Below are 26,329 nucleotides of genomic sequence, written 5' to 3'. Positions count from 1 at the left end.
ATACAGTTCGATGTGTCGCTGCTCACTCCCGGTGCTACAGTAAGTGCATACGTTGCCAAGTAAGAGGCGACAGTCCAGTCCACCGAGGAGATCCCGATGCGTCAGATCCGGCATCCGATGAGTCGAGCCATCTACGAATTCGACGAGGACTACAACGTGCTCGTCACCACCAAGGACGGGAAGACCGGCACCTTCGACCCGGAGGGCCGCTACCTGCACGGCGAGGTGAAGTCCGTCGATCCGGAGATGGCCCGGTGGGTCGGCCTCGGGCCGCGCGAACCCGTGCCCATCACCCAGAACCGCCGATTCATGGGCGCCGCAAAGCTGCTCGAGAAGATGCAGGCGGACAAACTCGCCGAAGAAGCCCGTGCCACGCGCCTGGCCGAAGGAGGCAAACTGTGACCGAGATCGACACTCGTACCGCCGACCAGACGGCTTCGCGGGATGAACAGTCCGACTATGCCGAGAGCTACCAGCGGCTGCTGGACACCGACACGCACCCGGTCCCCCAGGTGCTGCGCGAGGAGACCCACGACCTCTACGAGGACCAGAACTTCGTGCCGGTCTCCCGCTACATCAGCCGGAAGTATCACGAACTCGAGCGAGATCGTATGTGGTACAAGGTCTGGCAGATGGCTTGCCGCGAGGAGGAGATCCCCGAGCCCGGCGACACGCACGTCTACGAGATCTGCGAGAAGTCGATTCTGGTCGTACGCGGACAAGACATGTCGATCCGCGCCTTCTACAACTCGTGCCTGCATCGCGGGCGCACGCTCCGCGAGGAGAGCGGCCCCGCCGGACACGACCTCCGGTGCCCGTTCCACGGCTTCTGCTGGAATCTCGACGGATCGCTGAAATCCATGACGTGCGAATGGGATTTCCCGCACGTCGACAAGAGCACCATGAACCTCCCACAGGTCAAGGTCGACACGTGGGGCGGTTTCGTCTTCATCAACATGGACCCGGCATCGGAGTCCCTCGCCAGCTTCCTCGGCGACCTCGGCAAGCACTTCGAGGCCTGGCCCCTGGAGGACCGATACATCCAGGCGCACGTGGCGAAGGTGATCGACGCGAATTGGAAGATCGCCCAGGAGGCATTCTCCGAGGCGTTCCACGTCGTGACCACCCACCCGCAACGCGTTGTGGGAACGGGTGATTCGAACAGTCAGTACGACGCCTGGGGCAATTTCAACCGCGGCATCACCGCCAACGGCGTCCCGAGCCCGCACATCAGGTTCGTCCCGACCGAGCAGGAGATGTTCGACTCGATGGTCGATGCGCGCATCGACGAGGACCCCATGGTGACACTGCCCGACGGCGTCACGGCTCGCGAGATGTCCGGCCTGCTCGCCCGTGAGGGTCTTCGTGAGACCATCGGTGATGTCAAGGCGGACAACATGTCCGACGCCGAGTCACTGGACAGCATCTACTACACGGTGTTCCCGAACTTCCACCCGTGGGGCGCCTATCAGCGGATCGTCTACCGGTTCCGCCCCAACGGCGACGACCACGACACCTCCATCATGGACGTCTACCTCCTCGCTCCGTTCACCGGTGAGCGGCCGCCGGCGGCGAAGGTCCAGTGGCTGACCCCGGAGCAGACCTGGATCGACGCGACCGTGCTCGGCAGCTCGGCCCGCGTCTTCGACCAGGACGCCTACAACATGCCGAAGGTGCACCGCGGGCTGAAGACGACAACGCAGAAGTACCTGCCGCTGGCGGGCTACCAGGAACTCAAGATCCGCCACATGCACCATCTGCTCGCGAAGTGGGTGGGCGAGGACGTCGACTGATCCCCCCGTCGTCGATGGTCTCGACTCGGCGCTGCGACTTCGGATGAGGTCGCAGCGCCGATTTCGTTCCTCCGCCGTCGACCGTGCGGCAGTTTCCGTCGACCGTGCGGCTGTTTCCGTCGACCGTGCGTCCGATTCCGTCGACCGTGCGTCCGATTCCGTCGACTGTGCGGTCTGACTCGTTGACTGTGCAGCCACGCTGGGTCGCGGACGTCCAGTTCTCAACTCCGCATCATGTGGGTCCTCGGCATGATGGGTGATGTGTTGATGTTGACGCTGGTGATGGTCGTCGGGGCGGCGGCTGCCGGGTGCGCGATGACGGCGGCCTACGTCTACCTTCGGCCCGGTGACGATCACGTACGTGCTGAACGACTCGCGCGGCGCTGGCTGATCGCGACCGCGTGCTTCGGTGTCACCGCGCTCTGTCTGCGATTCGGATGGCTGTTGCTGAGCTGAGTCCAGACCTGATGCCCATCGCAGAGTGCGGGATGGGTAACGGAATCCAGTACTAGTCCCGCACTCTGCGCGTGCGATTCGACCATCGATCTGGATCCTCACGCACCAAACGTGCGCGCCCTTTGCGTCGATAGCGATAGATCTGCGCGGCCCCGAGTCCCCAGAGCACGAATTGCGCCGACATCGCCCAGGTGAAGGCCTCGGGCGGATACCCCTGAGCACCGTCGGGGGTTCGCCAGTCGAGGATGAGGCCGATGAGCCCCGCGAGGATCAGACTCGCGATGAATCCCGCCTGATTGATGATCCCGGTGGCAGTGCCCGCGCGGGCGGCCGGATTGGACGTGCGGCCGACATCGAATCCGATCATCGACGCCGGGCCGCCCATCCCACAGACCACCACCAGGAGCACGAGAAGCCAGAACGGCGCACCGCCGGGCCATGCCAACACCACCGTCCACGTGGTCGCGATACCAGCGAGCACCGCCAACACCACCGTCGATCTGTGCCAGGGCCACCGGGTGATCAGCCACGCGAAGATCGGTCCGAAGGCCATGATGGCGAACACCATGATCGTCAGGAGCGATCCCGCCGCTGCGGAGCTCACCCCCTGACCCTCCACGAAGAATGGATATCCCCACAGCAGACCCAGCACGGTCGCGCTGAAATGCGTCGAGAAGTGCATCCAGAAACCCAGTCGGGTACCCGGGTGCTCCCACGACTCTCGGAGGTTGCGCCGAATACCGGCCGGCCCGAGCCCTGGGCCCGATATCGATCGGACCGTCGCAGAATCCCGCACGACGAACACGGTGGCCACGAGCAGGACGACGCCGAGCCCGGCAGTTGCCGTGTACGCGCGACTCCAACCCCACGAGGACAACGCCCATGTCATCGGTATCGCGGCCGCGACCGCGCCGAGCTGGCCGAGCACGCCGGTGAGCTGCGTCATCAGCGGAACACGCCGGGCCGGGAACCAACTCGAGACCAGGCGCAGCACGCACACGAACGTCATGGCATCGCCGACGCCCACGAAGAACCGAGACGACAGCGCCCAGGTGTAGTTGTCCGCGAACGCGAAGCTCAGCTGAGCCATCGAGAGGATCAGCGTGCCGGTCAGAAGAACCCGACGCGGACCGAATCGGTCGACGAGAAGACCGACCGGGACCTGCATCAACGCGTACACCAGCAACTGGAGCACGACGAACGTCGACAGTTGCGAGGCGCTGATCTCGAAACGCTCGGCCGCCAACAGGCCGGCGACCGCCAATGACGAGCGCTGCAGCACTGCGACGAAATAGACCCCGACGCCGACGACCCAGATGGTCATCGCCTGCCGCGAATTGAACGGCAAGGTCATCGGTGCGCCTCACCGAGCGGCCGAATCGCAGAGACTCTTTCGATCACCTAACTATTGTCCGGCACGGTGCGCTTTCGTTGCGAGTGCCCCGCAGAGTGCGGCCTCGATGCCGGATTCCGCGACGGATCCCGCACTCTGCAGTGCCTTGTCAGCGGTCCGCGCCCGCCGACGCCCCGACCAGTTCGGCGTCATCGGCTTCGTTGCCGAGTGCACCATCGTCCGGTCCGTCGTGCCGCGCCCGGGCCACTCGAATCAGGAGCAGGGCCAACAGGATCGCGCCCACTCCCGAACCGACGACGACCGCCGAGCTCACACGTTCGGCGACGCTGCCGACCGACTCGTTCGACGCCGGGGGCGCGGCCGCGTCGGACGTTGCGGGCGTCAGATTGGTCGACGCGTTGTCGAGGTCGTCATTGATCGAGTTGAGCACGCCCTGGAGTTGCTTCACGCCGGCGTTCACCTTGTCGGTGGCGCTCACGGTGTCCGCCCGCGCCGACGCGAGACGGTTGAGTCCCGTCGAGAGCTGGCCGGCCGCGGTCTGCGCCTGGGTGATCGCGGAGTCGATGCCGCTCGCGGAGGAGTCGAGAGACTTCCGCATCGTCGCCAACTCACCTTGCAGCGAGTCGAGGGAGCCGAGCTGCTCACCGATCTCCCGACTCGACCCCTGCAGCGCACGAAGCCGTTCGAGGGCGTCAGCCGATCCTGGAGTCCGCGCCGTCTCGAGATAGCCGATGAGCGGAGTCACGAGCGAATCGAGTTGCGTCACCGAGTTCGACAGCGAGGACACCTGCCCGAGAACCGACGACACCGCAAGCGCACCATCGTTCACCTGACGGGTCGCCGACGACACATTCGGGGCGTTGCCCAGACCCCGCACCAGTTGATCCGATGCGGAGGCGGCGGTGTCGACGGCGTCGAACACGTCGCGTGCACTCGCGGTCGCTGTCGCGATGCCGCCGGTCGCGCTGTTCAGGCCGGCCGACATCAGCTGAAACATCATCTTGGCCGACGACACGGAGTCACTGGCGGCATCGATCTGCTCGGCGGGCGGTCTGGTGTCCTCGGCGTCTGCCGTGCCCGTGGGCAAGGCCAGGTAGACCGCCCCGCCGACCAGCAGCGCCGTCAACAACACCGCAAGCGCACCCACCGGCACCATCGACGCCGGGACACGCTTGCTCACAATGCTTTTCACACTCACAACGCCGACCGATCCGAACTCCGCCACGACCCTCGTGGACACGTCCCGGACGCACGCTACCCGGCCGGCCGGCGACATCCCTCATCGAGAAGGCGCAGGTGGCGGGATTATCAGTGAGTTCTCAACCCACGCTCAGGAGAGGGCCGGACTACCCCCGCGCCATGTCCACGAACCGGCTCAGGTGCAGCTGGTGCGCGACGGTGATCGTGGCGGTCGGGCCGTTACGGTGCTTGCCGACGATGATGTCGGCCTCACCGGCACGCGGGTCGTCGCGCTCGATCGAGTCGGGTCGGTGCAGCAGGATGACCATGTCGGCGTCCTGCTCCAGCGAGCCCGACTCACGCAGGTCCGAGACCTGAGGCTTCTTGTCCGTGCGCTGCTCGGGGCCACGGTTGAGCTGGCTGATCGCGATGACCGGCACCTCGAGTTCCTTGGCCAGCAGCTTCAGCTGGCGGGAGAACTCCGAGACCTCCTGCTGGCGGGACTCGACCTTTTTGCCCGACGTCATCAGCTGCATGTAGTCCACCGCAACGACTTTCAGGTCGTGGCGCTGCTTGAGACGCCGCGCCTTGGCACGGATCTCCATCATCGTGAGGTTGGGCGAGTCGTCGATGAAGAACGGCGCCTCCGAGATCTCCCCCATCCGGCGGGCGAGGCGAGTCCAGTCGTCGTCGCTCATCGTGCCGGCACGCATGTCGGCGAGCTTGATCTTTGCCTCCGCCGACAACAGACGCATGACGATCTCGGTCTTGCTCATCTCCAGCGAGAACATGGCAGCGGTGAGACCGTGCCCGATCGCCGCGGATCGCAGGAAGTCCATGGCGAGGGTCGAGTTGTGGGTCGGGACCATCGCCTCACCGGCGAGGTAGAGATGCTCGTCGTTGTCGACCTCGACGCAACGCACGGGCACCGGGTCGACCGGACGGACCGCGACAACCCGTCGAACACCCGCCTTGCGTCGAAGTTCTTTGTGCCGAATGGCTTTGTGGTGAACGGTGAACACGTCGTCGTCGGCGTCGACCCGCAGCCAGCCGGTCGCCGAGCGCTTGTAGTTGAAACCGAGTCCGGCCACGAGGTCGGCGACGACGGCGGTCATGTGCCGCGTCGCCGCGGGCACCGTGATCCATCCGTCGTCGTCGACCGTGGCGCGGGCGTCGAGCAACCCCGCGAGCAATGCCCGACGCTGCGCGATCGAACCCCGCAGGTACTCATACGGGATGCGTCCACCGAGGTCGGCCATCAACGTCATCACGTCGACGGGCCCCTCCGCGTCGATCCGCATGCCGATCTCCGGGTCGTCGAAGGCCATCCCGGCCAGCGCCGCCACCGTGTACGGGCCGTAGGCGAACCTCTTGCGCGGCAGTTCGAGCGGCGCGGTGTTCCGCACGACGGCGCATCCCACATGGGCGCGGAGCCCGGCGGTTGTGATCACCTGACGCTCGCCGTCGATCTCCGCCGCCCACTGGTGCTGTTCGTCGGCGACGATCATCGCGCCGTCGTTGAATTCGACTTCGTAGCAGGGACGTTCGGTCATCACCTCGGTGGCGGCGACGACACGCGTCGGACGGCCGTGCGCGTCGAGGAGGAGATCGCCCACGGCGACCTTGCCCATGGTGGTCCATCCGGACGGGGTCGGCAGCGGGGTGTCGAGGGCGAGCGCCTTGCCGACACCGGGGCGGGCCGCGACGATGATCATCTGGCCCGGGTGCAGCCCGTTGGTGAGCTTGTCGAAGTCGGCGAACCCGGTCGGGACACCGAGCGAGATACCGCCCCGCGACGCGATGGAGTCGATCTCGTCCATCGTCGGCTGCAGCAGATCCTCGAGGGGGACGTAGTCCTCGGCAGTCCGCTTCTCGGTGACCTCGTAGACCTCCGCCTGGGCGCGGTCGACCACCTCGGCCACGTCCTGGCCGTCGGCGCCCGCATAGCCGTACTGGACGATGCGGGTGCCCGCCTCCACGAGACGACGCAGAAGAGCCTTCTCGGCGACGATCTCCGCGTAGTAACCGGCGTTGGCGGCCGTCGGCACCGTGGAGATGAGGGTGTGCAGATACGGCGCACCGCCGATGCGCTTGAGCTCCCCCGCGCGCTCGAGTTCGGCCGCGACCGTCACGGCGTCGGCGGGCTCGCCCTTGGAGTACAGGGTCAGGATCGCCTCGAAGACCGCTTGGTGCGCCGGTCGGTAGAAGTCGGCGGTGCGGATCTTCTCGACGACGTCGGCGACCGCGTCTTTGGACAGCAACATTCCGCCGAGCACGGACTGCTCGGCCGCCAGATCCTGCGGGGGCTGCCGACCGAACTCCTCGGCGGGGGGCTCGTCGTCTCCCCGGCCTCGGCCTCCGGCGGCGGGGCCGCGCCCGCGGTCATCCACAACAGCCACGCGTGTCAAACCTCTCGCAACGCTCGATCCCACCCGACTTCGATGAGTACGACTTTGAAGTGTGGTGTCGGCCCCGGTAGGCCACGTCGCGAGTCCCCGGTGTCGACGTCGTGTTCGGTAGTCTCTGCCGATCGTCGCACCGGCATACGACATTGCCGGGGCGCAGAAACGGTCGGAGACGCTGGAGCGTGACACTAGGACGTCTGCGACGGCGACTCAAACCGACCTGTTGATGAATCTGGGGAGCACTTGTGGACGGAGTGTGAGTCGCACGGGGACGCGTTGTGCACCCTTTGTGGACAACCTGAGGAATTCGGGTGTGAGCAAGCCTGTTTACGCAGGTCAACGCGCTGGCTAATTTCCACAATCAACTAATTGGAAATCGCTCGGATTTCTCCGGCGAGTCGCCTTGCGGGCGTGTTGCGCCTCGGTGTTCAACATCGCGTGGCGAATATTCGGGTGAACATCCGGTGTGGTCCGCGTTACACCTCGTCAAGGCGGTGATCCAGTTGATCAGTCGTCCGACTTACCGCTGATCGACGACAACCCGGCGTCCGGTGTGATGCAATGTCGAGCGTGTCGAGGTTGGGGTTGGGTTCCGGGGTCATCCGACGAGTCGCGCGCCGACGGGTCACCGTCGTGCTGGCTGCCCTGACAGTGGCGGCCGGCGTCGCATCGGCGCCACCCGCGGTGGCCGCGCCCGGACCGTCCATGCCCGTCGAGTTCGACCTCTCCCGGTATCAACCCGTCGACCCGACGCTGTTCCGTTCGCTCGCCTACGCCGACAACGGCCGCTCCTTCTTCACAACCGGACGATGGATGTGTCAGGTCGGCCCCGGCTACCGCTACGTCGGCTGCCAGGGTCGCCCCGCGACCGCTCCTCCGGATGCCCTGGGCGCCGCCATCTCCGACGACCAGCAAGGGCCGTGGTGGGCACGGAACACCCAGACGTACCGATTCGGATCGAACGCCGGCTTCCGCCCGCCCGTGCTGGGAGTGGGCAAACGGGTCACCATCGCCGGCGTCACGTGCACAGTGCCCAGGCGGGACACCGTGGCGTGCCGCACCGGTCAGCGTGCGCTGATCTTCACGCCTGCCTGGCACAAGTTCTTCTTCCCGTCCTGGGACACCTTGGGGCCCGGGAACAACGCGGTCGCCCACAGCGCCAACCCCGCACCGCAGTATCTGCCGCCGCGACTCCAGTACTGGAACCAGCTGCCGGCAACTCCCCCGGCGCCCAAGTAGGAATTCCCGGAGTAGGACTTCCGCAGACACCACGAAGCCGGGTGGAGGATCTCCACCCGGCTTCGTGTGTTGAACGCGTGGGTCAGCTCGCGGCGACGACGGCGAGCTGGACGGTCGCCGACACCTGCGGATGCAGATTGACGGTGACCGGGTAGCTGCCGGTGGCCTTGATGTGCCCCTTGGGCAGTTCGACGCTGCGCTTGTCGACGGTCGGGCCGCCCGCGGTCTTGATGGCACCGGCGACGTCTGCCGCGGTGACCGAACCGAACAGCTTGCCCGAGTCGTGGGTCTTCACGTCCAGCGATACGTCGGCGAGGCCTTCGAGGGCCTGCTTCAGCTCGTTGGCGTGCTCGAGACCGCGGACCTCGCGGGCCTCCTGCGAACGCCGGATGCCCTCGACCTGCTTCTCGGCTCCACGGGTGGCCTTGATGGCCAGGCCGCGGGGCAGCAGGTAGTTGCGGCCGTAGCCGTCCTTGACCACGACGATGTCGCCGGCTTCGCCGAGGTTCTCCACAGCGGCGGTGAGGATGAGCTTCATGTCAACTGATCCTTTCCGCTTATCGGCTGGTCGAGGTGAAGGGCAGCAGGGCCACCTCACGCGAGTTCTTCACTGCCACAGCGACGTCGCGCTGATGCTGCACGCAGTTACCGGTCACGCGACGCGACCGGATCTTGCCGCGGTCGGACAGGAAACGACGCAGCAGCGCCGTGTCCTTGTAGTCGATGACGGCCTTCTTGTCCTTGCAGAAGCTGCACGCCTTGGTCTTGGTGACCTTCTCGACGCGAGGCTTCCGGCTCGGCTTTGCCTTTGCCATGTGTGTGTTGCTCCAGTCAATGCTTCGGGACGGTCGGGACCGTTCCCGGGCTGTTCGGGGCGGAGATCATGCCCCGAGCGATATCAGAAAGGTGGTTCGTCGTCCCCGCCGCCGAACGATCCCCCGCTGTTGCTGGCAGGCGCGCTGCCCCAGGGATCATCGGCAACCTGCTGGTTCGATCCGCCGCCGCGGCTACCGCCGCCGCCACCGGAACCGAATCCGCCGCCGCCACCGCCGCCGCCGCGCGAGGCCCGATTGACCTTGGCGGTTGCGTAACGCAGCGAGGGGCCGATCTCGTCGACCTCGAGTTCCACGACCGTGCGTCGTTCGCCTTCTTTGGTTTCGTAGGACCGCTGCTTGAGCCGTCCCTGCACGATCACCCGGGAACCCTTGGTCAGGCTTTCGGTCACGTTCTCCGCGGCGTCGCGCCAGATGTTGCAGCGGAGGAACAGCGCTTCGCCGTCCTTCCACTCATTGGTCTGACGGTCGAAAGTGCGCGGAGTGGAAGCCACCGTGAAGTTGGCAACCGCTGCACCGGACGGCGTGAACCGCAATTCCGGGTCGGCGGTGAGATTGCCGATGACGGTGATGACCGTGTCGCCTGCCATGTGTGTTCCCCTTGGGTCGTTGGTGGGCACTCGCTGATCGACATGCACCGGGTGTTCTGGGTCCAACCCTAGAACCCGGTACCGACGTGTTCAGACGATCAAGAAACCCTGTGGATTACTTCCGCAGGACCTTGGTGCGCAGAACCGACTCGTTCAGCTTGAGCTGACGATCGAGCTCGGAGACCGTGGCGGGCTCGGCATTGAGATCGATCACGGCGTAGATGCCCTCGTTGTGCTTGAGGATCTCGTAGGCAAGACGGCGCTTGCCCCAGATGTCGACGCCATCCACCGAGCCGCCATCCTTGCGGACAACATTGAGGAAAGTATCGAGTGAGGGTGCGACGGTGCGCTCGTCCAGATTCGGATCGAGGATGACCATCAATTCGTAGTGACGCATAAGACCACATCACCTCCTATGGGCTAGGTCGGCCACGGACTGTCCGTGGCAGGAGGGTCGCCTGCGTCGGCAACCGGTCCAAGATACATGACCTGGCCGTTCGCAGAGAAATCCGCGGTCACGGGCCGCTTCGGCGGCGGGGCGCACGACCACCTAGTCTGTTGGCCATGTCGGAGCCGCGGACGTTCTCTCGCCGGAGGTCTCCGCAGCTGTCCGGCCGTGGCGAGACGGCGCTCATCGTGCTCGTGTCGGTGTTGGCAACCACCGTGACGATGTTCTGGAGCTTCCAGGCCAAGCTCCGCTGCGGCGGTGCGCCTTTCGACGCGCTCGGCCGCAGTGAGAACTGGCCGACCGGCGAATCGGGGGCACTGATCCCCTGCTACTCGGACTTGATGTATCTCTGGCTCGGGCGCGACATCAACAACCACGTCTTCCCGTACATCCACGGCGGAATCGGCTCGGACGGAACACTGTTCGGTGGCGTCGTCGAATACCCGGTGCTCTCGGGACTCCTCATGTTCTTCGGGGCGACCGGCGCCGACAACGACACCGAGTTCTTCGTCCGGTCGGCGCTGCTGCTCGCGCCGTTCGGCATCGCGATCACCATCCTCCTGGCGGTGATGGTGCGGTGGTGGGCACTGCTGTGGGCGGCGACACCGCCGCTGGTGCTCTATTCGTTTCACAACTGGGAGCTGCCGGTCGTGGCGACCGCGGTCGGCGCGATCGCCGTGGTGACCTGGGGCGCGTCCACGGACCCGGTCACGGGCCGGCATCGACTCCAGCTCCGGACGGCCGGTGTCGCGGCGGCGGTCCTGCTCGCCATCGGGTTCTGCCTCAAGCTCTATCCCGGGATCTTCGTGCTGCCGCTGGCCGCTTACGTACTCACCGGCGGTCTCGGTGGCGCGCGCAGCGTCGCGCGCCGCGGTCTCGACTGGGTGGGGGCCGCGTGGGTGGCGGGCGCGGCGATCATCACGGTCGTCGCGATCCAGCTGCCCTTCATGGTGCTGGGGTTCGACGGGTGGAAGGCGGCGCTGTCCTTCCAGAGCCGACGCCGCGCCGACGTCGACACCAACTCGATCTGGTACTGGGGTCTGCGGTACATCACCGGGACGACCGACAGCTATCACTCCATCGTCGGCGTCGCGTCGCCGCTGCTCATCCTGGCGGCGTTCGCGACCGCCATGTACCTCGGGTGGCGACGCTACGAGCAGCTCGGGTTCTTCCCGTGGATCGGCGTCAGCGCCGCGATGCTCGCCGGGTTCATGTTGTTCCACAAGGTGCATTCCCCGCAGTACACCCTGTGGATCCTGCCGTTCTTCGTGCTGATGCAGGTTCGCCGGCCGGTGATCGTGGCGTACCTGCTGGCCGACGTCGCCCTGGACCTGACCATCTTCCGGCTGTTCCCCATCCGCGACGCCGGTGACCCGTTGCCGTGGTGGATTCTCACCGGAGTCGCCGGTTCGGTGTGGGTGCACGCAGCGCTGCTTGCCTACCTGATCTTCTCCTTCGTCGGCACCCCGCTGCGCGAGCCGCTCGCCTCGATCGGGAAGCATGCGCACAAACCCTTCCATCACCAGGCGTCCGACCCCGAACTGATCGAGCCCCGTCCGGACGACCTTCGACCGAACAGCGGGGTGCCGACGGCCCGGGGCGGACGACGCGCGGGAGAGTCGACATGAGCACCTGGTTGGGAACGGGTCCCCTTGTGGGCGAACGGGTCACACTGCGGCCCCTCGGCGTCGGTGACATCGACGCACTCAACCGGGTCGTCGGTGACCCGGACCGATTCCGATGGGTGCCCGGCATACCGGTCGACAGCGGCAGCGCACGACGCTTCGTCGACGCGGCGCTCGCCGACCTCGAGTCACGAGTCGCGTTCGCGGTCGTCGACAACACCGACGGCACCCTGCTCGGATCGACGAGTTTCTACGAGATCGACGAGACACATCGCTCCGCGTGCATCGGGTACACCTTCTACAGCGAACGGGTGCAGGGGACAGCGGTGAACCCGACCGCCAAATATCTGCTGATGCGTCACGCATTCGAGGAGTGCGGCGCCGTGCGTCTCACCTGGCACACGCACGAGCGCAACGAACAGTCGCGAGCGGCCATCACCAAGCTCGGTGCGAGTTTCGAGGGGCTGCTGCGCAAGCATCGCCGTTTCGACGACGGCTGGCGCACCACCGCCCTGTACGCCATGACCGACGACGACTGGCCGGCGGCGAAAGCGAACCTGCTGCAGCGTCTTTCGAGCTAGGCGTCCGTTCCGGGCTTTTTGGTGTGCTCGGCGTGCCCGTGTGTGCGGCGGTCTTCTTTCATCCGCGCCTCGTGTACGTGCCGCTGCCCGTCGGTCAGGTCCGATCGGACTCGAGACACATACTCGCGCAGGGGTCCCCAGTAGATGTCGTCGAACTCTTCGACCACCTGGAAGGTCCACCGACCGTCGAGGACGTTGCGCCCGACCAGGTCGGTGGACAGTTCGTCGGCGAACTCGGCATGACCGGCCTCGCGCAACTCGTCGACCGCTTCGCCGAGGAGAAGGTCTCCCCGACCGATGAGTTGGTGGAAAGCGTAGAGGTGGCCGCGGGCACGTTCGATGTACTCCAGCGCCTCCCCTACTTTGCCGACGGCATCGACGGTGTTGTCCGGGATCTGTGGTGCGGTATCCGACATGATCCGACAGTACCCACGAAAAGTCGGGTCCAACCCTCAGTAGTGATCGTCGAAATAAGATCGCGAGTACCGGTCGTCGCCGAAGCGGGCAGCGGAGATCTCGCCGACGCCTCCGCCCAGCGCGGTGTTGATCTTGTGCCCCAGGTCGCGGAACTCCGACTGTGCCGCTGCCGATCTCGGCGTCAGCGAGGCCAGGGTCGACAACCAGCGATGGACGATCTTCAGGTCGTCGGTCGTGAGCGGACCACGTACCCAGTTCTCCCGCTCCCACGTCTGTCGCTCCCACGCCTGCCACGGGTGATCCCAGCCGGTCGGCGGCGCGATCGCGAACAGTCCGCGCACGATGACGTCGTTGCGCTCGGCCCCGGACTCGACGCGCCAGCGGTCGACGAGTCGGGAGTAGGCGACGTAGTCGGCCGCGGTCCACGTCGTCGAACGCAGGTCCTGCCACCCTGCGCGACGCAGCGTCCGGGCGGGCCTGGCCTCGAGCACCGGGCTGGGATGTCTCGGATCACCGGCACCGGCGAAGTACAGGAACCACGTGAATCCGCCGGGTCCCAGGCGGTCGATGGTGTTGCTGCCCTTGTCCGGTCGAAGCATGGCGTAGGCGGCGCCCGGGTCCTCTCGACTGGCCTGGGCGGCGTCGCGCAGCAGCGCTCCGAGGCGTTTGCGATCCGCGGCGACCGCGGCGATCCGTTTCTTGCCGTCGGCGTTCTGACGGCCGAGGCAGAAGGCGACGACGTTCCACAGCAGTGCGATCGCCCCCTCGGGCGAGTCGACCGCCCTGCCGCCCAGCGCGAACAAGTCCTCCCGGCTGATCGTGTTGCCGCACAGGGGGTCCGACAGTCCGTACTGGTCGAGCGCAGACGTCCACCACTCGTGGTCGACCGCGACGGAATCAGCACGTAGTTCGGCGGCGCGATCGCCCGTCGCGAGCCAGGCGGTCAGGTCTTCGGGCAGGGCCACTGCGGTGGGTGTCATGGTTCGTTGGACGCACCGGAGGCGGGTTCGGTTCCCGCGAGATCAACCGACCCCGACCGGGACGTGTCGGTCTGAGTCGTGCCGTCGTGTCCGCCGGGCGATCCGGTCCGGCGCGCCGTCGAGAACCCCACCGGCCGGATCGTCGTAACGGCGGCCGTCGTTTCCCTGCCGGATCAGGTCGTCCTGCGGATGCCAGATCTGCCACACGACGACCGCACACAGGGCGATGACCAGAAGGCCGCGTACCACGACGCCCGCGGTGAACCACTCGTCGGGCAGCCAGCGGCGTTCGGCGTCGAGGAACAGGCTCATCCGCGGTATCCAGATCAGGGCGTCGACCGTCATCCAGGCCAGCAGGAGACGCGTGTGCGGAATCGCCAGCACGGCAAGCGGAACCAACCACAGCGAGTACTGCGGGCTCCAGACCTTGTTCACCAGCAGGAAGCCGGCCACCGCCAGGAATGCCAGTTGCGCCACCCGCGGACGGCGCGGCGCCCAGATACCGATGGCCGCCACCGCGACGATCACCGCGACCGTCAACCCGACGGAGAGCGCGTTCAGTAGATCGATGTTCCATGTGAAACCGGCGGCATCGGCGACGATCCGGTAGATCGTGTCGGGGTCCGCCGACCGATCGGCGTTGAAGCGGAAGAACTCCCACCAACCCGTCGGGTACGGGATCAGGACCGGCAGATTGACCACCAACCAGGAACCCACCGCTGCCGCAGCGACACAGCCGAATTCCCGGACCTTGCCGGTGCGAAGGCACAGGGCACCCAGAACGACGAGCAACAGAGCCGGATACAGCTTCGCCGCGGCGCCCAGCCCGATACACACCCCGGTGAGCCAGGGCCGGTCTCGCGACCAGGCCAGCAGCGCCACGGCGACCGCGGCGGTCGCGATGGCATCGAAGTTGGTGAAGGCATGCACGAACACGAGCGGAGAGAGCGCCACGAGCCATACCGACCACATTCGGGTGCGGGCGGTGAGCGCTGTCGCCCAGATGGTGATCAGCCAGAATGCCGTCAAGCCCAGGGCCACGATGGTGAAGAACAGGACGACGTCGAGCGCTCCGGGCACACCCCAGTTGTCCTCGACCCAGGACCACCCTCGGCTCAGCTGCGCGGCGCCGTACATGAACATCCCGGTCAGCACGGGATACTCCATGTACCGCTTGATGGTCTGGCCCTCGGAGTCCTCCTGGAACCAGAAGTCGCGATACGGCAGCGCTCCCTGGTTCAGCCGCTCGGCGCCGAACAGGCTGATCACGTCGGAGTAGCAGAGATTGGTGAACTGACGTTGGTCGTCCCAGTCGAGCCGCATCTCCGCACCCGCCCGGCCGGCCGTTCCGTCGTCGGGCGGCGCCTGCTGGAGACAACCCGCCTTGCCGAACCAGCCCAGCGCCAGACCGCAGAGTGCCAGCGCGAACAACACGCGCAGCGGTGTCAGATGACGACTGCGACCGACGACCGCATGCGCACCGACGGGTCCACCGACGAGTGAACTGGCCTCGCGCGCGATCGTGTCCGTGCGCGACGGCAGGATCCGAGCGTCGTCGACGCGACGGTCGCTTGCCAGGGGTGCGGGGCTGTCCCAGACCGGTTCAGAGCCACTCGGCGGAGCCGATTCGGCTGCGGGGTCCTGGTCAGCCGATGGGCGGTTCAGGGACTCCTCCGCCGTCCTCACCATCGCCACCACCGGGTGCGCCACCGCCGGAATCGCCACCGTCCGGGCCACCGGGGGCCAGCCCGCCGCCCGGGCTGTTCCCGCCACCGCCACCGCCGTTGCGCGGGGCGCCCGGGATGGGGATCGTCACGCCCGGCGCGAGGGTCAGGTTGCCGTCACCGCCCTGATCGGGGATGTCGAAAGTCGGCACCGAGGGTCCACGCGAGGACCTGGTGGGCGCTTCGGTGGTCACCGGCGCCTCATACGGCACGCCGGCCACCCCGCCGATCTCCTCCGGCTCGGGGAACTGCTTGATCTCCTTGCCCTCGAGCGCGGCGTCCATGGCCGACTTCCAGATCGACGACGGAAGGCCGCTGCCGTAGATCGACGCACCGTTGTAGTTGGTCAGCGCCGTGCCGTCGCTGGTACCGACCCAGACCGCCGTGGACAACTGCGGGGTGTACCCGACCATCCAGGCGTCCTTGTTCTGTCCGGTGTCTCCGAGCTGGACGGTGCCGGTCTTCGCCGCGGACGGCCGCGATCCGAGCGAGGAGTCGTACAGCGAGTTGCCGTTCGAGTAGCCCGCGATCGGCTCGAGGGCCGCGGTCACGTTGTCGGCGACCTTCGCGGGGAAGACGCGCTTGCCCTCGGTCTTGCGCTCGTAGAGGACCTGCCCCTCGGAGTCGACGACCTTCTGGACGAAGTAGGGCTCGTGATAGACGCCCGACGCGGCGAGCGTGGCGTATGCCGAGGCCATGTCGATGACCCGCGACTGGTACTGACCGAGGACCACGCCGCCCTCGGGCTGCCCGTTCGCCTCCTCCAGCGTCTTTTCGATGTTGCCGAAGGACTCCGCGACGCCGGCCTTGTGCGCGGCGTCGGCGACCGCACGCGCGCCACCGTTGAGATCCATCATCAGCCGGTAGTACACGGTGTTCAACGACATCTTCATGGCGGTCGCCAGGTTGCAGGTGCCGCAGCTCTCGCCGTCGGAGTTCTCGACCGTCAGGCCGCCGCTGGCCTGGAACGGTGCCGAACTGTAGGTCTTCGACAGCGGGATGTCCTGCTCGAGGGCCGCGACGAGCGCGAACACCTTGAACGACGAACCGGTCTGCAGACCGGCCTGGGCCAGGTCCCAGCCACCCGGGTTGTCACCGCCGTAGTAGCCGCGCACACCGCCGGTCTGTGGGTCGATGGACACGGCTGAGGCGAGCAGGTCCTTGGGCTCGCCGTTCAGCTCACCCTCGGGGCAGTTGTAGATCCGGTTCTTGCGGCACGCCGCCTGCACGACGCCGTTCTGAACCTGCGGGTCGATCGTGGTGCTGATCTTCAGACCGCCGGTACGCAGTTGCTTGTCGGTGATGCCGATGCGGTTGAGCTCGGCGAGCACTTGCCGCTTGATGAGTCCGTTGGGTCCCGGTGTCTCGTCGGTGTCGCTGACGCGGGCCTTGATCGTCTTCGGGAAGACGGCCGAATCGGCCTGCTGACGGGTGATCGCGCCGGTGGCGACCATCCCGTCGAGCACGTAACGCCAGCGCGCTTCGGTGACCTCGCGGTTGGTGTCGGGGTCGTAGTACGACGGCGCGCGGATGACCGCCGACAGCAGTGCCGCCTCCTCGAAGGTCAGCGGATTGCGCTCGGCGCGACGCTTGTCGGTGATCGACTTGTTGAAGAACTTCTGCGCCGCCACGGCGATTCCGTAGGCGCCGCGCCCGAAGTAGATGGTGTTGAGGTAGGCCTCGAGGACCTTCTCCTTGGACCAGCCGTGCCGGTCGTTCATCTTCGCGGCGATGGCGAGCTCTTTGAACTTCCGATCGAAGCTGCGTTCGTCGCCGACGATCGCGTTCTTGACGTACTGCTGGGTGATGGTGGAACCACCGCCGGCTGTCTGGTTGCCGGTGATCTGGCCGATGGCCGCGCGGGACAGGCCGCGGGGCGAGAATCCGTTGTTGGTCCAGAACTCGCGGTCCTCGGCCGCCACGATGGCCTGCTTCATCGTCTCCGGGATCTCGTCGAAAGGCACCACCGTGCGGTTGCCGTCGGGCGAGGTGACGTCGGCGAGGGTGCGGCCCGACGTGTCGACGATGGTCGCCTTCTGGCTGACATCGGGTTCGGGGATCTCGGCGGTGAAATAGGTGAACGCGAACGCCATGATCAGGACCAGCACGATCGCCGGGACCATCGCCCCGACGATGCCCAGCGCCCATGCGAAACGCCGGTGCTTGGTCGCTGTCCTCTGTGCGCTGCTCTGTCCGCCACCGCCCGTACCGGGACGGATTCCGGTACCTCGCGGCGTGGGCGAAGAACCACGTGCCTCGCTCATCGTCCACCTTCCTACCGGGCCGCACAGCATCTCGCCGGGCGGCCGCGGGTCACTTCATCTGGCCTCGTGCCGCGTCACTGCGGCAGCGGAATCCACTGACAGCAGACTCCACTGTGACAGCAAACGATGGGCCCGGGCAAAAAACCGCAGGCCCACGCGCTATTTGGCCACGCGTCGTGTACGACGCGTCGACCGCGGCGGCAGCCCGGCAACGTACGACTGCACCAAATGGTTCCAGCTGCAGGTCCGGCACACCTCGACCACGTGCACCGAGAACTCCTCGGCAGTCGTCGCGAGCCGGGTGATCTCCTCGGCGCTGCGGGCCGAACCGCTCACCTGACCCAGGCGATCACCGAACACCCATGACACGAGGGTGACTTGTTCTTTACGGCAGATCGGGCACATCGTCTCGCTGGTCCGGCCATGGAACTTCGCCGCGCGCAGAAGGTACGGACTCGCATCGCAGACCTCAGCCACGGCGGTCCGGCCCGCGTGGACCGAGGACAGCCGAGCGCGCCGCTGCAGGGCGTAGTCGACGATCTGGCGTTGCACGTTTCTCAGGGTACGTGGTCGTCGACGGCGCGTCGGCGCGACGGGTCCGACGTCCGGCGGGTGCCTGGAGCTCATCGGTCCGCCCGAGACGGAGTCCAGGTTTCGTCTGACCACTCGTGGACTTGTTTATATCGGTGCGATACATTGGCGAATGCATCGGAGTGAGGTGTCGGCGCGTCACAGTACGTCCGCATATCGCTCTCCGAGTTGGAAGTGACAGATCATCGGGACCGTGGAGGGGGTGGCGCAGTGCTCGAGCTGGCCATTCTCGGTTTGCTTCTCGAATCCCCCATGCATGGCTATGAGCTGCGCAAGCGGCTCACCGGCCTGCTCGGCGCATTCCGTGCGTTCTCGTACGGCTCGCTCTACCCCACGCTGCGTCGCATGCAGGCCGACGGCCTCATCGACGAACCGGAAACGCCCCTGGGCGTGAAGGTGCGGCGTGGTCGTCGTGTCTATCAGCTCACCGACGCGGGTCGGGAACGGTTCGCCGAGCTGGTCGCCGACACGGGGCCCCAGAACTACACCGACGACGGATTCGGTGTGCATCTGGCGTTCTTCAGCCGGACCCCCGCGGTCGCGCGCATGCGCATCCTCGAGGGTCGCCGCCGGCAGGTCGAGGAACGGCGAGAGGGATTGCGGGAGATCGTCGGCCGGTCCAACCGGACCGTCGACCGCTACACCCGGCAGCTGCATCAACTGAGTCTCGAGTCCAGCGAACGCGAGGTCCGCTGGCTCAACGAGTTGATCGCGGCCGAGAGTTCGCAGCAGGACGGGGAAACAGACCCGTTCGGCGGCCGGTTCGACGACGACGTCGTCGACACCGAACGGTCACTTGTCGATTCGAGGTCGAAGACCGATCCCGGACGATCCGATGACGAATATCAAGACCCGGACTCGACGCCGAGCCGGGACGCAGAGCTCGAAGAACCCGAGCAACGGAAAACACCGGTTGCGCAGCGAACGACTGCGATGCCGCGAGAAGAAGGAGAACCCGACCATGGGTGAGCCCAATAAGGTGCGCGTTGCCATTGTGGGCGTAGGAAACTGCGCTTCATCCCTGGTGCAGGGCGTGCAGTACTACAAGGACGCCGACGAGAACTCCAGCGTTCCCGGCCTGATGCACGTGAAGTTCGGCCCGTACCACGTCCGCGACGTCGAGTTCGTCGCCGCGTTCGACGTGGACGCCAAGAAGGTCGGCTTCGACCTGTCCGACGCGATCTTCGCGAGCGAGAACAACACCATCAAGATCGCCGACGTCCCGCCGACCGGTGTCACCGTCCAGCGCGGCCACACCCTCGACGGCCTCGGCAAGTACTACCTCGAGACCATCACCGAGGCAGACGGTTCCGGTGTCGACATCGTCCAAGCACTCAAGGACAACGAGGTCGACGTCCTCGTCAGCTACCTCCCGGTCGGCTCCGAGCAGGCCGACAAGTTCTACGCCCAGTGCTGCATCGACGCCGGCGTCGCCTTCGTCAACGCACTCCCCGTGTTCATCGCGTCGGACCCCGAGTGGGCCCAGAAGTTCGCCGACGCCGGTGTCCCGATCGTCGGCGACGACATCAAGAGCCAGGTCGGCGCCACCATCACCCACCGCGTGATGGCGAAGCTGTTCGAGGATCGCGGCGTCACCCTCGACCGCACCTACCAGCTCAACGTCGGCGGCAACATGGACTTCAAGAACATGCTCGAGCGTGAGCGTCTGGAGTCCAAGAAGGTCTCGAAGACCCAGGCCGTGACCTCCAACCTGACCGGCTCGCTCGCCGGCAAGGTCGAGGACAAGAACGTCCACATCGGCCCGTCGGATCACGTCGCGTGGCTCGACGACCGCAAGTGGGCCTACGTCCGCCTCGAAGGCCGCGCCTTCGGTGACGTGCCGCTGAACCTCGAGTACAAGCTCGAGGTCTGGGACTCCCCCAACTCGGCCGGCATCATCATCGACGCCGTGCGTGCCGCCAAGATCGCCAAGGACCGCGGCATCGGCGGACCCGTCATCCCGGCCTCGGCCTACCTGATGAAGTCCCCGCCGAAGCAGCTCGCCGACGACGTCGCGCGCGCTCAGCTCGAAGAGTTCATCATCGAGGCCTGAGTCTCGTAGAACGGCTCGGCAACAACAGTTCCTGACGAGACCGCCCACCGGAGGCGACCGACGACCCCACCGTCGACGGTCCTGCCGCCGGTGGGCGGTCTCGTTTCTCGAACGACGGGTGCACTGGACGTGAACATGTGCGGACCCGAGGTTTCGCCGCTGCCGAAACCCCAGGTCATCCGGTCAACTCAATGACCCCCGCCCAGCCGTCACATAGAGTGTTGTCGGTTGCTCCGAAGGCCCGGGATCGGGCACATCGGACATCACCAGACTCCGTACCAACAGAAAGGCGCAAACCATGGGCGTGAGCCTGAGCAAGGGCGGCAACGTTTCGCTGACCAAGGAGGCTCCGGGCCTGACTGCGGTCTCGGTCGGTCTCGGCTGGGACATCCGGACCACCACCGGAACCGACTTCGACCTCGACGCGAGCGCCATCGCGCTGGGCGCCGACAAGAAGGTCGTCTCCGACCAGCACTTCGTCTTCTTCAACAACCTGCGTTCTCCGGACGGCTCCATCGAGCACACCGGTGACAACCTGACCGGTGAGGGCGAAGGCGACGACGAGGTCATCAAGGTCGACCTCGCCGGCGTTCCGCCGAACATCGAGTCCATCGTCTTCCCCGTCTCGATCTACGACGCGGACGCGCGCTCGCAGTCGTTCGGTCAGGTCCGCAATGCGTTCATCCGCGTCGTGAACCAGGCCGGCGGTGCCGAGATCGCCCGCTACGACCTCAGTGAGGACGCCTCCACCGAGACCGCCATGGTCTTCGGTGAGCTGTACCGTCACGGGTCGGAGTGGAAGTTCCGCGCGGTCGGCCAGGGGTACGCCTCGGGTCTCGCGGGCATCGCCCGCGACTTCGGTGTGAACGTCTGAGTCGTTTACGACTCCGGCTGTCCGCCTGACGTGCCCGTGGATGCCGCACTCGCCCTACTGGCGGGTGCGGCATCCGCATGTCACACTCCTCTCCGACGATGCGGTCGGCTGGACCACACGCACCCTAGAAAGGCCACAACCCAGTGGTAGTAAGAATTTTCGGCCTCTCGGTCGTCGTGACGATCGTGTCGCTGATCATCGCGTTCCTCTATGGCGGTGTCGAAGCGCTGATCCTGACCGCCATCCTCGGCGTCTTCGAGATCTCGCTGTCCTTCGACAACGCGGTCATCAACGCCACGATCCTCCGCCGGATGAGCGAGTTCTGGCAGAAGATCTTCCTCACCATCGGCATCCTGATCGCCGTCTTCGGCATGCGCCTGGTGTTCCCGCTGGTCATCGTGTGGCTCGCGTCGGGGCTCAACCCGGTCGACGCACTCGACCTCGCGCTGAACCCCCCACCCAATGACGCGGCGTACTTCGCCAACGGTGATCCGAGCTACGAGACGATCATCACCGACGCCCACCCGCAGATCGCGGCGTTCGGCGGCATGTTCCTGCTGATGCTCTTCCTGGGCTTCGTCTTCGAGCAGAAGGAACTGACCTGGCTGACCTGGATCGAGCGCCCGCTCGAGAAGATCGGCAAGCTGGAGATGCTCGAGGTCGTCATCGCGATCACGCTCCTCGTGCTCACCGCCACCTACATCGCGCCCGCCGACGAGCGGTCGACGGTCATGATCGCCGGTGCGCTCGGCATGATCACCTACATCCTGGTCAACGGCCTCGGCGAGTACTTCAACGTCGAGACCGAAGAAGACGACGAGTCGGCCGAACCCGGCACCGATGCCGCGGAGAAGTCGGCGGTCGAGAAGGCCGGCGACAAGTCCACCGGTAAGTCCGGCCCCTCGGACCTGGCCAAGGCCACCGGCAAGGCGGGCTTCTTCCTGTTCCTCTACCTCGAGGTGCTCGATGCGTCGTTCTCGTTCGACGGCGTCATCGGCGCGTTCGCGATCACCGCGGACCCGATCATCATCGCCCTCGGCCTCGGCCTCATCGGCGCGATGTTCGTCCGTTCGCTCACCGTCTACCTGGTGCGCAAGGGCACGCTCTCGGAGTACGTGTACCTCGAGCACGGCGCCCACTGGGCCATCGGTGCGCTGGCGTTCATCCTGCTGTACTCGATCGGCACCCACGTTCCGGAGGTCATCACCGGCCTCATCGGTGTCGCGCTGATCATCGCCGCACTGATCTCCAGCATCGTCCGGCGAAACCGCCTCGCCGCGAAGGGCGAGGAGGATCGGGTCAACATCTGACCCTTCGAGGCTCGTCGCCTCGTTCCTCGCAGTTCAGGGAGCACATGGGCGAAACAACTGCGCCGCAGATCCTCGTCGGATCTGCGGCGCAGTTGTTTCGGCGTGAGGCTCAGCCCTGCTGCTGGCCCAATTGCTGGGTGATCTGCTGGTTGATCTGGTGCAGGCTCGGGACCGACATGCCGGGGAGATGGCCCTGGATGGTGCGCAGGACGGAGGTGTCGTCGCGGACCTTCTCGCTGGACTGGACCAGAACGGTTCCGGCGCCGGTGAAGTCGAACTGGCGCTCCTCACCGGAGTTGAGACCCATCCGGCGTCCAGCGGCGGCGATGAAGCCGTTGACCCACGCCTCGTCGTAGTGATGACTCGGCGACGGGCAATCCGACCATCCGACAAGCGCTTCCGGGTCCACGCGCACGGGCGGTTCGACGAACATGACCGGACCGTTGGACGACGCCAGGAACTTGCCGGTGCCGATGAGCGTGAGGAAACCCGGCACGATCGACTGGTTCAGCGACAGATTGGGCTGGAAGGCAAGCAGATTGGCGGCGCGGATGGTGAGGTTGCCGTCCTCGAGATCGTACGCGTTGATGTCGTATCCGCGGTCGCCGATGATGAGCTTGCCCTGGCCCTCGGCCACCACGTAGTCGCCGAGGTAGAGCGGCGCCGAGAACTGCTGGGCGACCATCTGCAGCATGTTGCCCTGCAGCCCTTGGGTGAGCGCGGTGAACTGCATCTGCCCGTAATAGGCGATCATCGCGCCCTTGGACATGAACCAGGGCTGGTTGAGGTCGATGCAGAACGAGTAGTTGTTGTCCGGCACATTGTCATCCGACGGCAGCGTCATCGGATTCCACACCGTGTTGAGTTGGCTCACAGTTTCTCCTCCGATGCCTGCACGTACACGACACCCTGGCCGGTGCACTCCAATTGCATTGCCTCGCCGCCGCTCCGGCCGACGTTGCGCCAGCTCATCGCCGATCGCAGCGATGTGTTGACCTGTCCGGCCGAGCCGACAAAGGCCTGTGGGTCGACGGTGACCGGCGGCTTGTTCGGCGACACCTCGAGTTCGAAGACGCCACCGTGCCCCAGCAGGACCGCCGAGCCGGGACCGGAGAGTTGCGTCGTGAACATGCCCTGGCCCGTGACGGCTCCGGCGGCCGCGGAACGCAACGCCCCGAAGAGGCCACCACCGCCGCCACCGCCGCCCTGGGAGGCGACCGAGACCACCGATGCCTGCAGATTGGCTCCGTAGGCCAGCAGACGAGATGCCTCGACGCGGATCATTCCGCCGACCGCGCCGAGATCCACGACATGTGCTTCGATGCCCAGGAACCCGTAGTGGACCTCGCCCTGGCCCTGCGCGATCATCGTCGACTCGTGCTCGCCGGCGAGCATGCGGCCGGCCATGCCGCCCATGCCACCCAGACCCGGCATGCCGCCGCCCATGCCGCCCGCCCCGGCGATCTGGTGGGGCTGGAAGTGGACGTTGCCCTTGTAGAAAAGCATCGCCCCACGCCGGGCGACGACGGGACCGGTGCGCCCGATGTCGACGGAGACGACCTTGCTGTTGATCTTGGTGAACATTCGCGTTACCTCGCCCTCACCGCTCGGCCGGTTGAATGGAGACGACACCGCTGCCATCCCACCGCAGCGAGAAAGCCTCCCCGCCACCCTGGCCCAGCGCCGCACGCCAGGACACGTCGGTGACGAACGATTGACTCAACTGTCCACGGGCACAGACGAACGCGTCCGGGTCGACGACGAGCGGATACTGCGGCGACACCTCGAGGTGGATGAGCGGTCCGCCGTTGGACAGCAACGCGATCTGGCCGTGGCCGCTGACCGTCGTCGTGAACAGCCCCTGGCCCGACGACGCCCCGCGCAGACCCGCGAACGCGACGTTGGTCTGCAGGTTGCCGTTGAGCACCATCAACTGCTGGGACTCGACCTGCAGCATCTCGTTGTTCAACTCGATGATCGTGGTCTCGGCGGCATTGTGGGCGAAGTAGACGACGCCGTTGCCCGAGGCCTCCATGAGCGACAGCGCTTCACCCGTGGCGCGCTGCTTGAGTCCGGCGAGCACGCCGTCGCCACCGCCGAAGCCCGCCGACTTGAACGTGACCTGTCCCTCGTAGGCGACCATCGATCCGCTGATCGCGCGGACCGCGGTGTTGTTGAGCCTGGCTTCCACCACGCGTTTGGACCGTTGTACCAACTGCATTCGACGTGCCTCTCTCGCGCCGCGGGGAGGCCGCCGATCGGCCATCCCTCGTTCGTCTCCCGACGCCATCCCCGCACCACGGCGCCGTCGACACCCCGGCATCACACCCCACCGTGGGCCGGGAATCCGGCCTCATACGGAGATGAAATTAGCCGATAGCATCGAGTGGTGCCCGGAAACTTCGTACGTCGTTGGTTCGGGAACGATTCACGCACGAATTCCGCACCGCCCGCATCATCGGAACAAATGACAGCGGCGTTCCTGGAGTCCGAATCCGTCCTGGCCGAGATCGATCCGGCCGTCGGCGCGAGCGCGGCACTCGACCCCCGATCCGGTCTCCGCTCCTCCTGGCAGGCCATCCGCGAGCAACACGCCGAGGCCACCGCCGACTACCTCCGGCTCCTGTCGCCGGCCGAAGGCGAACGTGTCCGACCGCAGGACCTCGACCGGTCCACCGAGTCGTTGCGTGCGATCACCGCGTCGATGCGCGCCTTCGCGCAGGCCAACGCGCCGACCCTGGACCGGGCGCGGGCCTCCATGCGAGCCGCCTCCGCACAGGACCAGGAGGCTCGGGTCGCCGCGCATCGGGCGTTGACCGCACTGGAGCGCGCCACACCAGACGTCAGCCGGCTGCGATCGGTGTCCCGGGCCACCGACGACCTCGACCGCGCGCTGACGGCGTTCGAACAGAGCACCGGGCTGCAACAGCGGCAGACCACCGCCGCGGCCGTCGTCGCGTCGGCCCGGCGGCTCGAACAACTGCTCGCCGACGCCCCGTCGTTCGGGGAGCGGGCGCGTCAGGTCATCCGATCGGTGGAAACCCGGCGCAGCGCCATCTCGACCCGCGGTGCCCAGGTTCCCGACACCTTGTCGGCGCTCCGACGAGAGTTCAGCGCCGACTGTTCGGTCGACCTGCAGCGCAACGGCGGCATCGTCGACGAACGGCTCGCGCACGCCGACACCGAGCTCGACGCCGCGCGGTCGCTGCTCGACGACGCCCCCGACCAGGCGATCGACCGCGCCGACGCCGCACGCGACGACCTCGCCGTTGCCGAGCGCGCCGTCGACGACGTGCTGTCCCGCCTCCGGGTCCTCCGCGAGGTCCGGGCGGACCCCCGCGGCGCCGAGCAGCGTGTCCGGTTCCGGCTCCGTGACGCGCAGCTGTTCGCGGTCAACCACGCTCTGGTTGACGAATGGGGCTCGGTCCTCGATGCTCAGGCCGACCGGATCGAGCGCGCGAAGGAACACCTCGATCGCATCCACCCCGACTACTGGGGATATCTGACCCAACTGGGCGCGGTGGACGACCGGATCACGGAGATCGTTTCCCGCATGAGAGGACAGGTGGCCGCAGGATGACCACCAGCACGCAGACCACCAGCTCACAGACCA

General features: G+C 66.4%; 26 protein-coding genes. 11 read left to right on the top strand and 15 right to left on the bottom strand.

The window, feature by feature from the left end:
* The first annotated feature begins 96 nt into the window (after positions 1-96).
* The 3 genes from MAY35_RS07320 to MAY35_RS07310 all read left to right on the top strand — a co-directional run bounded on the left by MAY35_RS07320 (position 97) and on the right by MAY35_RS07310 (position 2,249).
* Positions 97-402: a hypothetical protein gene (locus MAY35_RS07320; RefSeq protein WP_004020683.1), complete on the top strand. Its 306-nt coding sequence runs from the start codon at positions 97-99 to the stop codon at positions 400-402.
* Positions 399-1,793, top strand: a complete 1,395-nt coding sequence (locus MAY35_RS07315; protein ID WP_238420268.1) for an SRPBCC family protein — start codon at positions 399-401, stop codon at positions 1,791-1,793. Before MAY35_RS07320 ends, MAY35_RS07315 begins: the two co-directional genes overlap by 4 nt.
* Before the next feature lie 234 nt (positions 1,794-2,027).
* Entirely contained in the window at positions 2,028-2,249 is a 222-nt protein-coding gene (locus MAY35_RS07310) for a hypothetical protein (RefSeq protein WP_238420267.1), read from the top strand.
* A gap of 52 nt (positions 2,250-2,301) precedes the next feature.
* Here the strand turns inward: MAY35_RS07310 and MAY35_RS07305 are convergent, their stop codons facing one another.
* From MAY35_RS07305 to dnaB, 3 genes are all read right to left on the bottom strand, one after another.
* Positions 2,302-3,603: a nitrate/nitrite transporter gene (locus tag MAY35_RS07305; RefSeq protein ID WP_238420265.1), complete on the bottom strand. Its 1,302-nt coding sequence runs from the start codon at positions 3,601-3,603 to the stop codon at positions 2,302-2,304.
* 148 nt (positions 3,604-3,751) lie between these two features.
* A complete protein-coding gene (locus MAY35_RS07300; RefSeq protein WP_238420264.1) occupies positions 3,752-4,783 on the bottom strand; it encodes a hypothetical protein in 1,032 nt (343 codons plus the stop codon).
* 166 nt (positions 4,784-4,949) lie between these two features.
* On the bottom strand, positions 4,950-7,181 hold the full coding sequence (gene dnaB, locus MAY35_RS07295; protein ID WP_238420263.1) for a replicative DNA helicase: 2,232 nt from the start codon (positions 7,179-7,181) through the stop codon (positions 4,950-4,952).
* A gap of 567 nt (positions 7,182-7,748) precedes the next feature.
* On the opposite strand from dnaB, the gene MAY35_RS07290 reads away from it, so the two are divergent.
* Positions 7,749-8,426: a hypothetical protein gene (locus MAY35_RS07290; protein WP_238420262.1), complete on the top strand. Its 678-nt coding sequence runs from the start codon at positions 7,749-7,751 to the stop codon at positions 8,424-8,426.
* A gap of 82 nt (positions 8,427-8,508) precedes the next feature.
* Here MAY35_RS07290 and rplI read toward each other — a convergent pair whose 3' ends face one another.
* The 4 genes from rplI to rpsF form a co-directional block, all read right to left on the bottom strand.
* Positions 8,509-8,964: a 50S ribosomal protein L9 gene (gene rplI / locus MAY35_RS07285; protein WP_238420261.1), complete on the bottom strand. Its 456-nt coding sequence runs from the start codon at positions 8,962-8,964 to the stop codon at positions 8,509-8,511.
* 19 nt (positions 8,965-8,983) lie between these two features.
* Positions 8,984-9,241, bottom strand: a complete 258-nt coding sequence (gene rpsR / locus MAY35_RS07280; protein ID WP_004020662.1) for a 30S ribosomal protein S18 — start codon at positions 9,239-9,241, stop codon at positions 8,984-8,986.
* 83 nt (positions 9,242-9,324) lie between these two features.
* Positions 9,325-9,849: a single-stranded DNA-binding protein gene (locus MAY35_RS07275; RefSeq protein WP_238420260.1), complete on the bottom strand. Its 525-nt coding sequence runs from the start codon at positions 9,847-9,849 to the stop codon at positions 9,325-9,327.
* A 115-nt stretch (positions 9,850-9,964) separates the two neighbouring features.
* Positions 9,965-10,246 (bottom strand): 30S ribosomal protein S6, encoded by a 282-nt coding sequence (rpsF, locus tag MAY35_RS07270; protein WP_058252882.1) that lies wholly within the window; start codon positions 10,244-10,246, stop codon positions 9,965-9,967.
* A gap of 167 nt (positions 10,247-10,413) precedes the next feature.
* On the opposite strand from rpsF, the gene MAY35_RS07265 reads away from it, so the two are divergent.
* Complete coding sequence (locus MAY35_RS07265; RefSeq protein WP_238420259.1) at positions 10,414-11,925, top strand: hypothetical protein; 1,512 nt, start codon at positions 10,414-10,416, stop codon at positions 11,923-11,925.
* Positions 11,922-12,503, top strand: a complete 582-nt coding sequence (locus MAY35_RS07260; protein WP_238420258.1) for a GNAT family N-acetyltransferase — start codon at positions 11,922-11,924, stop codon at positions 12,501-12,503. The genes MAY35_RS07265 and MAY35_RS07260 overlap by 4 nt, the downstream gene beginning before the upstream one ends.
* Here MAY35_RS07260 and MAY35_RS07255 read toward each other — a convergent pair.
* The 5 genes from MAY35_RS07255 to MAY35_RS07235 all read right to left on the bottom strand — a co-directional run bounded on the left by MAY35_RS07255 (position 12,500) and on the right by MAY35_RS07235 (position 18,440).
* Positions 12,500-12,919 (bottom strand): hypothetical protein, encoded by a 420-nt coding sequence (locus tag MAY35_RS07255; protein ID WP_238420256.1) that lies wholly within the window; start codon positions 12,917-12,919, stop codon positions 12,500-12,502. The genes MAY35_RS07260 and MAY35_RS07255 overlap by 4 nt on opposite strands.
* 36 nt (positions 12,920-12,955) lie before the next feature.
* Complete coding sequence (locus tag MAY35_RS07250; RefSeq protein WP_238420254.1) at positions 12,956-13,900, bottom strand: hypothetical protein; 945 nt, start codon at positions 13,898-13,900, stop codon at positions 12,956-12,958.
* 42 nt (positions 13,901-13,942) lie between these two features.
* A complete protein-coding gene (locus MAY35_RS07245; RefSeq protein WP_238420252.1) occupies positions 13,943-15,589 on the bottom strand; it encodes a glycosyltransferase family 87 protein in 1,647 nt (548 codons plus the stop codon).
* Positions 15,546-17,888, bottom strand: coding sequence for a transglycosylase domain-containing protein (locus MAY35_RS07240; protein ID WP_238420250.1), 2,343 nt, complete (start codon positions 17,886-17,888; stop codon positions 15,546-15,548). Before MAY35_RS07240 ends, MAY35_RS07245 begins: the two co-directional genes overlap by 44 nt.
* Positions 17,889-18,047: 159 nt before the next feature.
* Positions 18,048-18,440 carry a DUF5318 family protein gene (locus MAY35_RS07235; RefSeq protein ID WP_238420248.1) on the bottom strand — a complete coding sequence of 131 codons (393 nt, stop codon included), beginning with the start codon at positions 18,438-18,440 and terminating at the stop codon, positions 18,048-18,050.
* A gap of 249 nt (positions 18,441-18,689) precedes the next feature.
* On the opposite strand from MAY35_RS07235, the gene MAY35_RS07230 reads away from it, so the two are divergent.
* The 4 genes from MAY35_RS07230 to MAY35_RS07215 all read left to right on the top strand — a co-directional run bounded on the left by MAY35_RS07230 (position 18,690) and on the right by MAY35_RS07215 (position 22,716).
* Positions 18,690-19,448: a PadR family transcriptional regulator gene (locus MAY35_RS07230; protein ID WP_238420246.1), complete on the top strand. Its 759-nt coding sequence runs from the start codon at positions 18,690-18,692 to the stop codon at positions 19,446-19,448.
* Positions 19,441-20,532, top strand: a complete 1,092-nt coding sequence (locus MAY35_RS07225; protein WP_004020652.1) for an inositol-3-phosphate synthase — start codon at positions 19,441-19,443, stop codon at positions 20,530-20,532. The genes MAY35_RS07230 and MAY35_RS07225 overlap by 8 nt, the downstream gene beginning before the upstream one ends.
* A 298-nt stretch (positions 20,533-20,830) precedes the next feature.
* Positions 20,831-21,406, top strand: a complete 576-nt coding sequence (locus tag MAY35_RS07220) for a TerD family protein (RefSeq protein ID WP_238420244.1) — start codon at positions 20,831-20,833, stop codon at positions 21,404-21,406.
* A gap of 143 nt (positions 21,407-21,549) precedes the next feature.
* The gene (locus tag MAY35_RS07215) at positions 21,550-22,716 is read left to right on the top strand and encodes a DUF475 domain-containing protein (protein ID WP_238420242.1); all 1,167 of its coding nucleotides are present in this window, start codon (positions 21,550-21,552) and stop codon (positions 22,714-22,716) included.
* Positions 22,717-22,825: 109 nt separating this feature from the next.
* On the opposite strand, the gene MAY35_RS07210 is transcribed toward MAY35_RS07215, so the two are convergent.
* From MAY35_RS07210 to MAY35_RS07200, 3 genes are read right to left on the bottom strand one after another with little or no spacing between them, the layout of a single operon-like run.
* On the bottom strand, positions 22,826-23,590 hold the full coding sequence (locus tag MAY35_RS07210) for an AIM24 family protein (RefSeq protein WP_238420240.1): 765 nt from the start codon (positions 23,588-23,590) through the stop codon (positions 22,826-22,828).
* Positions 23,587-24,300: an AIM24 family protein gene (locus MAY35_RS07205; RefSeq protein ID WP_238420238.1), complete on the bottom strand. Its 714-nt coding sequence runs from the start codon at positions 24,298-24,300 to the stop codon at positions 23,587-23,589. Before MAY35_RS07205 ends, MAY35_RS07210 begins: the two co-directional genes overlap by 4 nt.
* Before the next feature lie 16 nt (positions 24,301-24,316).
* Complete coding sequence (locus MAY35_RS07200) at positions 24,317-24,937, bottom strand: AIM24 family protein (protein ID WP_238420237.1); 621 nt, start codon at positions 24,935-24,937, stop codon at positions 24,317-24,319.
* 246 nt (positions 24,938-25,183) lie between these two features.
* Between MAY35_RS07200 and MAY35_RS07195 the strand changes: the two genes are divergently transcribed.
* Entirely contained in the window at positions 25,184-26,296 is a 1,113-nt protein-coding gene (locus MAY35_RS07195; protein WP_238420236.1) for a hypothetical protein, read from the top strand.
* Positions 26,297-26,329 lie beyond the last annotated feature (33 nt).

The organism is Gordonia sp. 'Campus', from assembly GCF_022206305.1.
Lineage (GTDB): Bacteria > Actinomycetota > Actinomycetes > Mycobacteriales > Mycobacteriaceae > Gordonia.
This window is presented reverse-complemented; position numbering and strand designations above follow the sequence as displayed.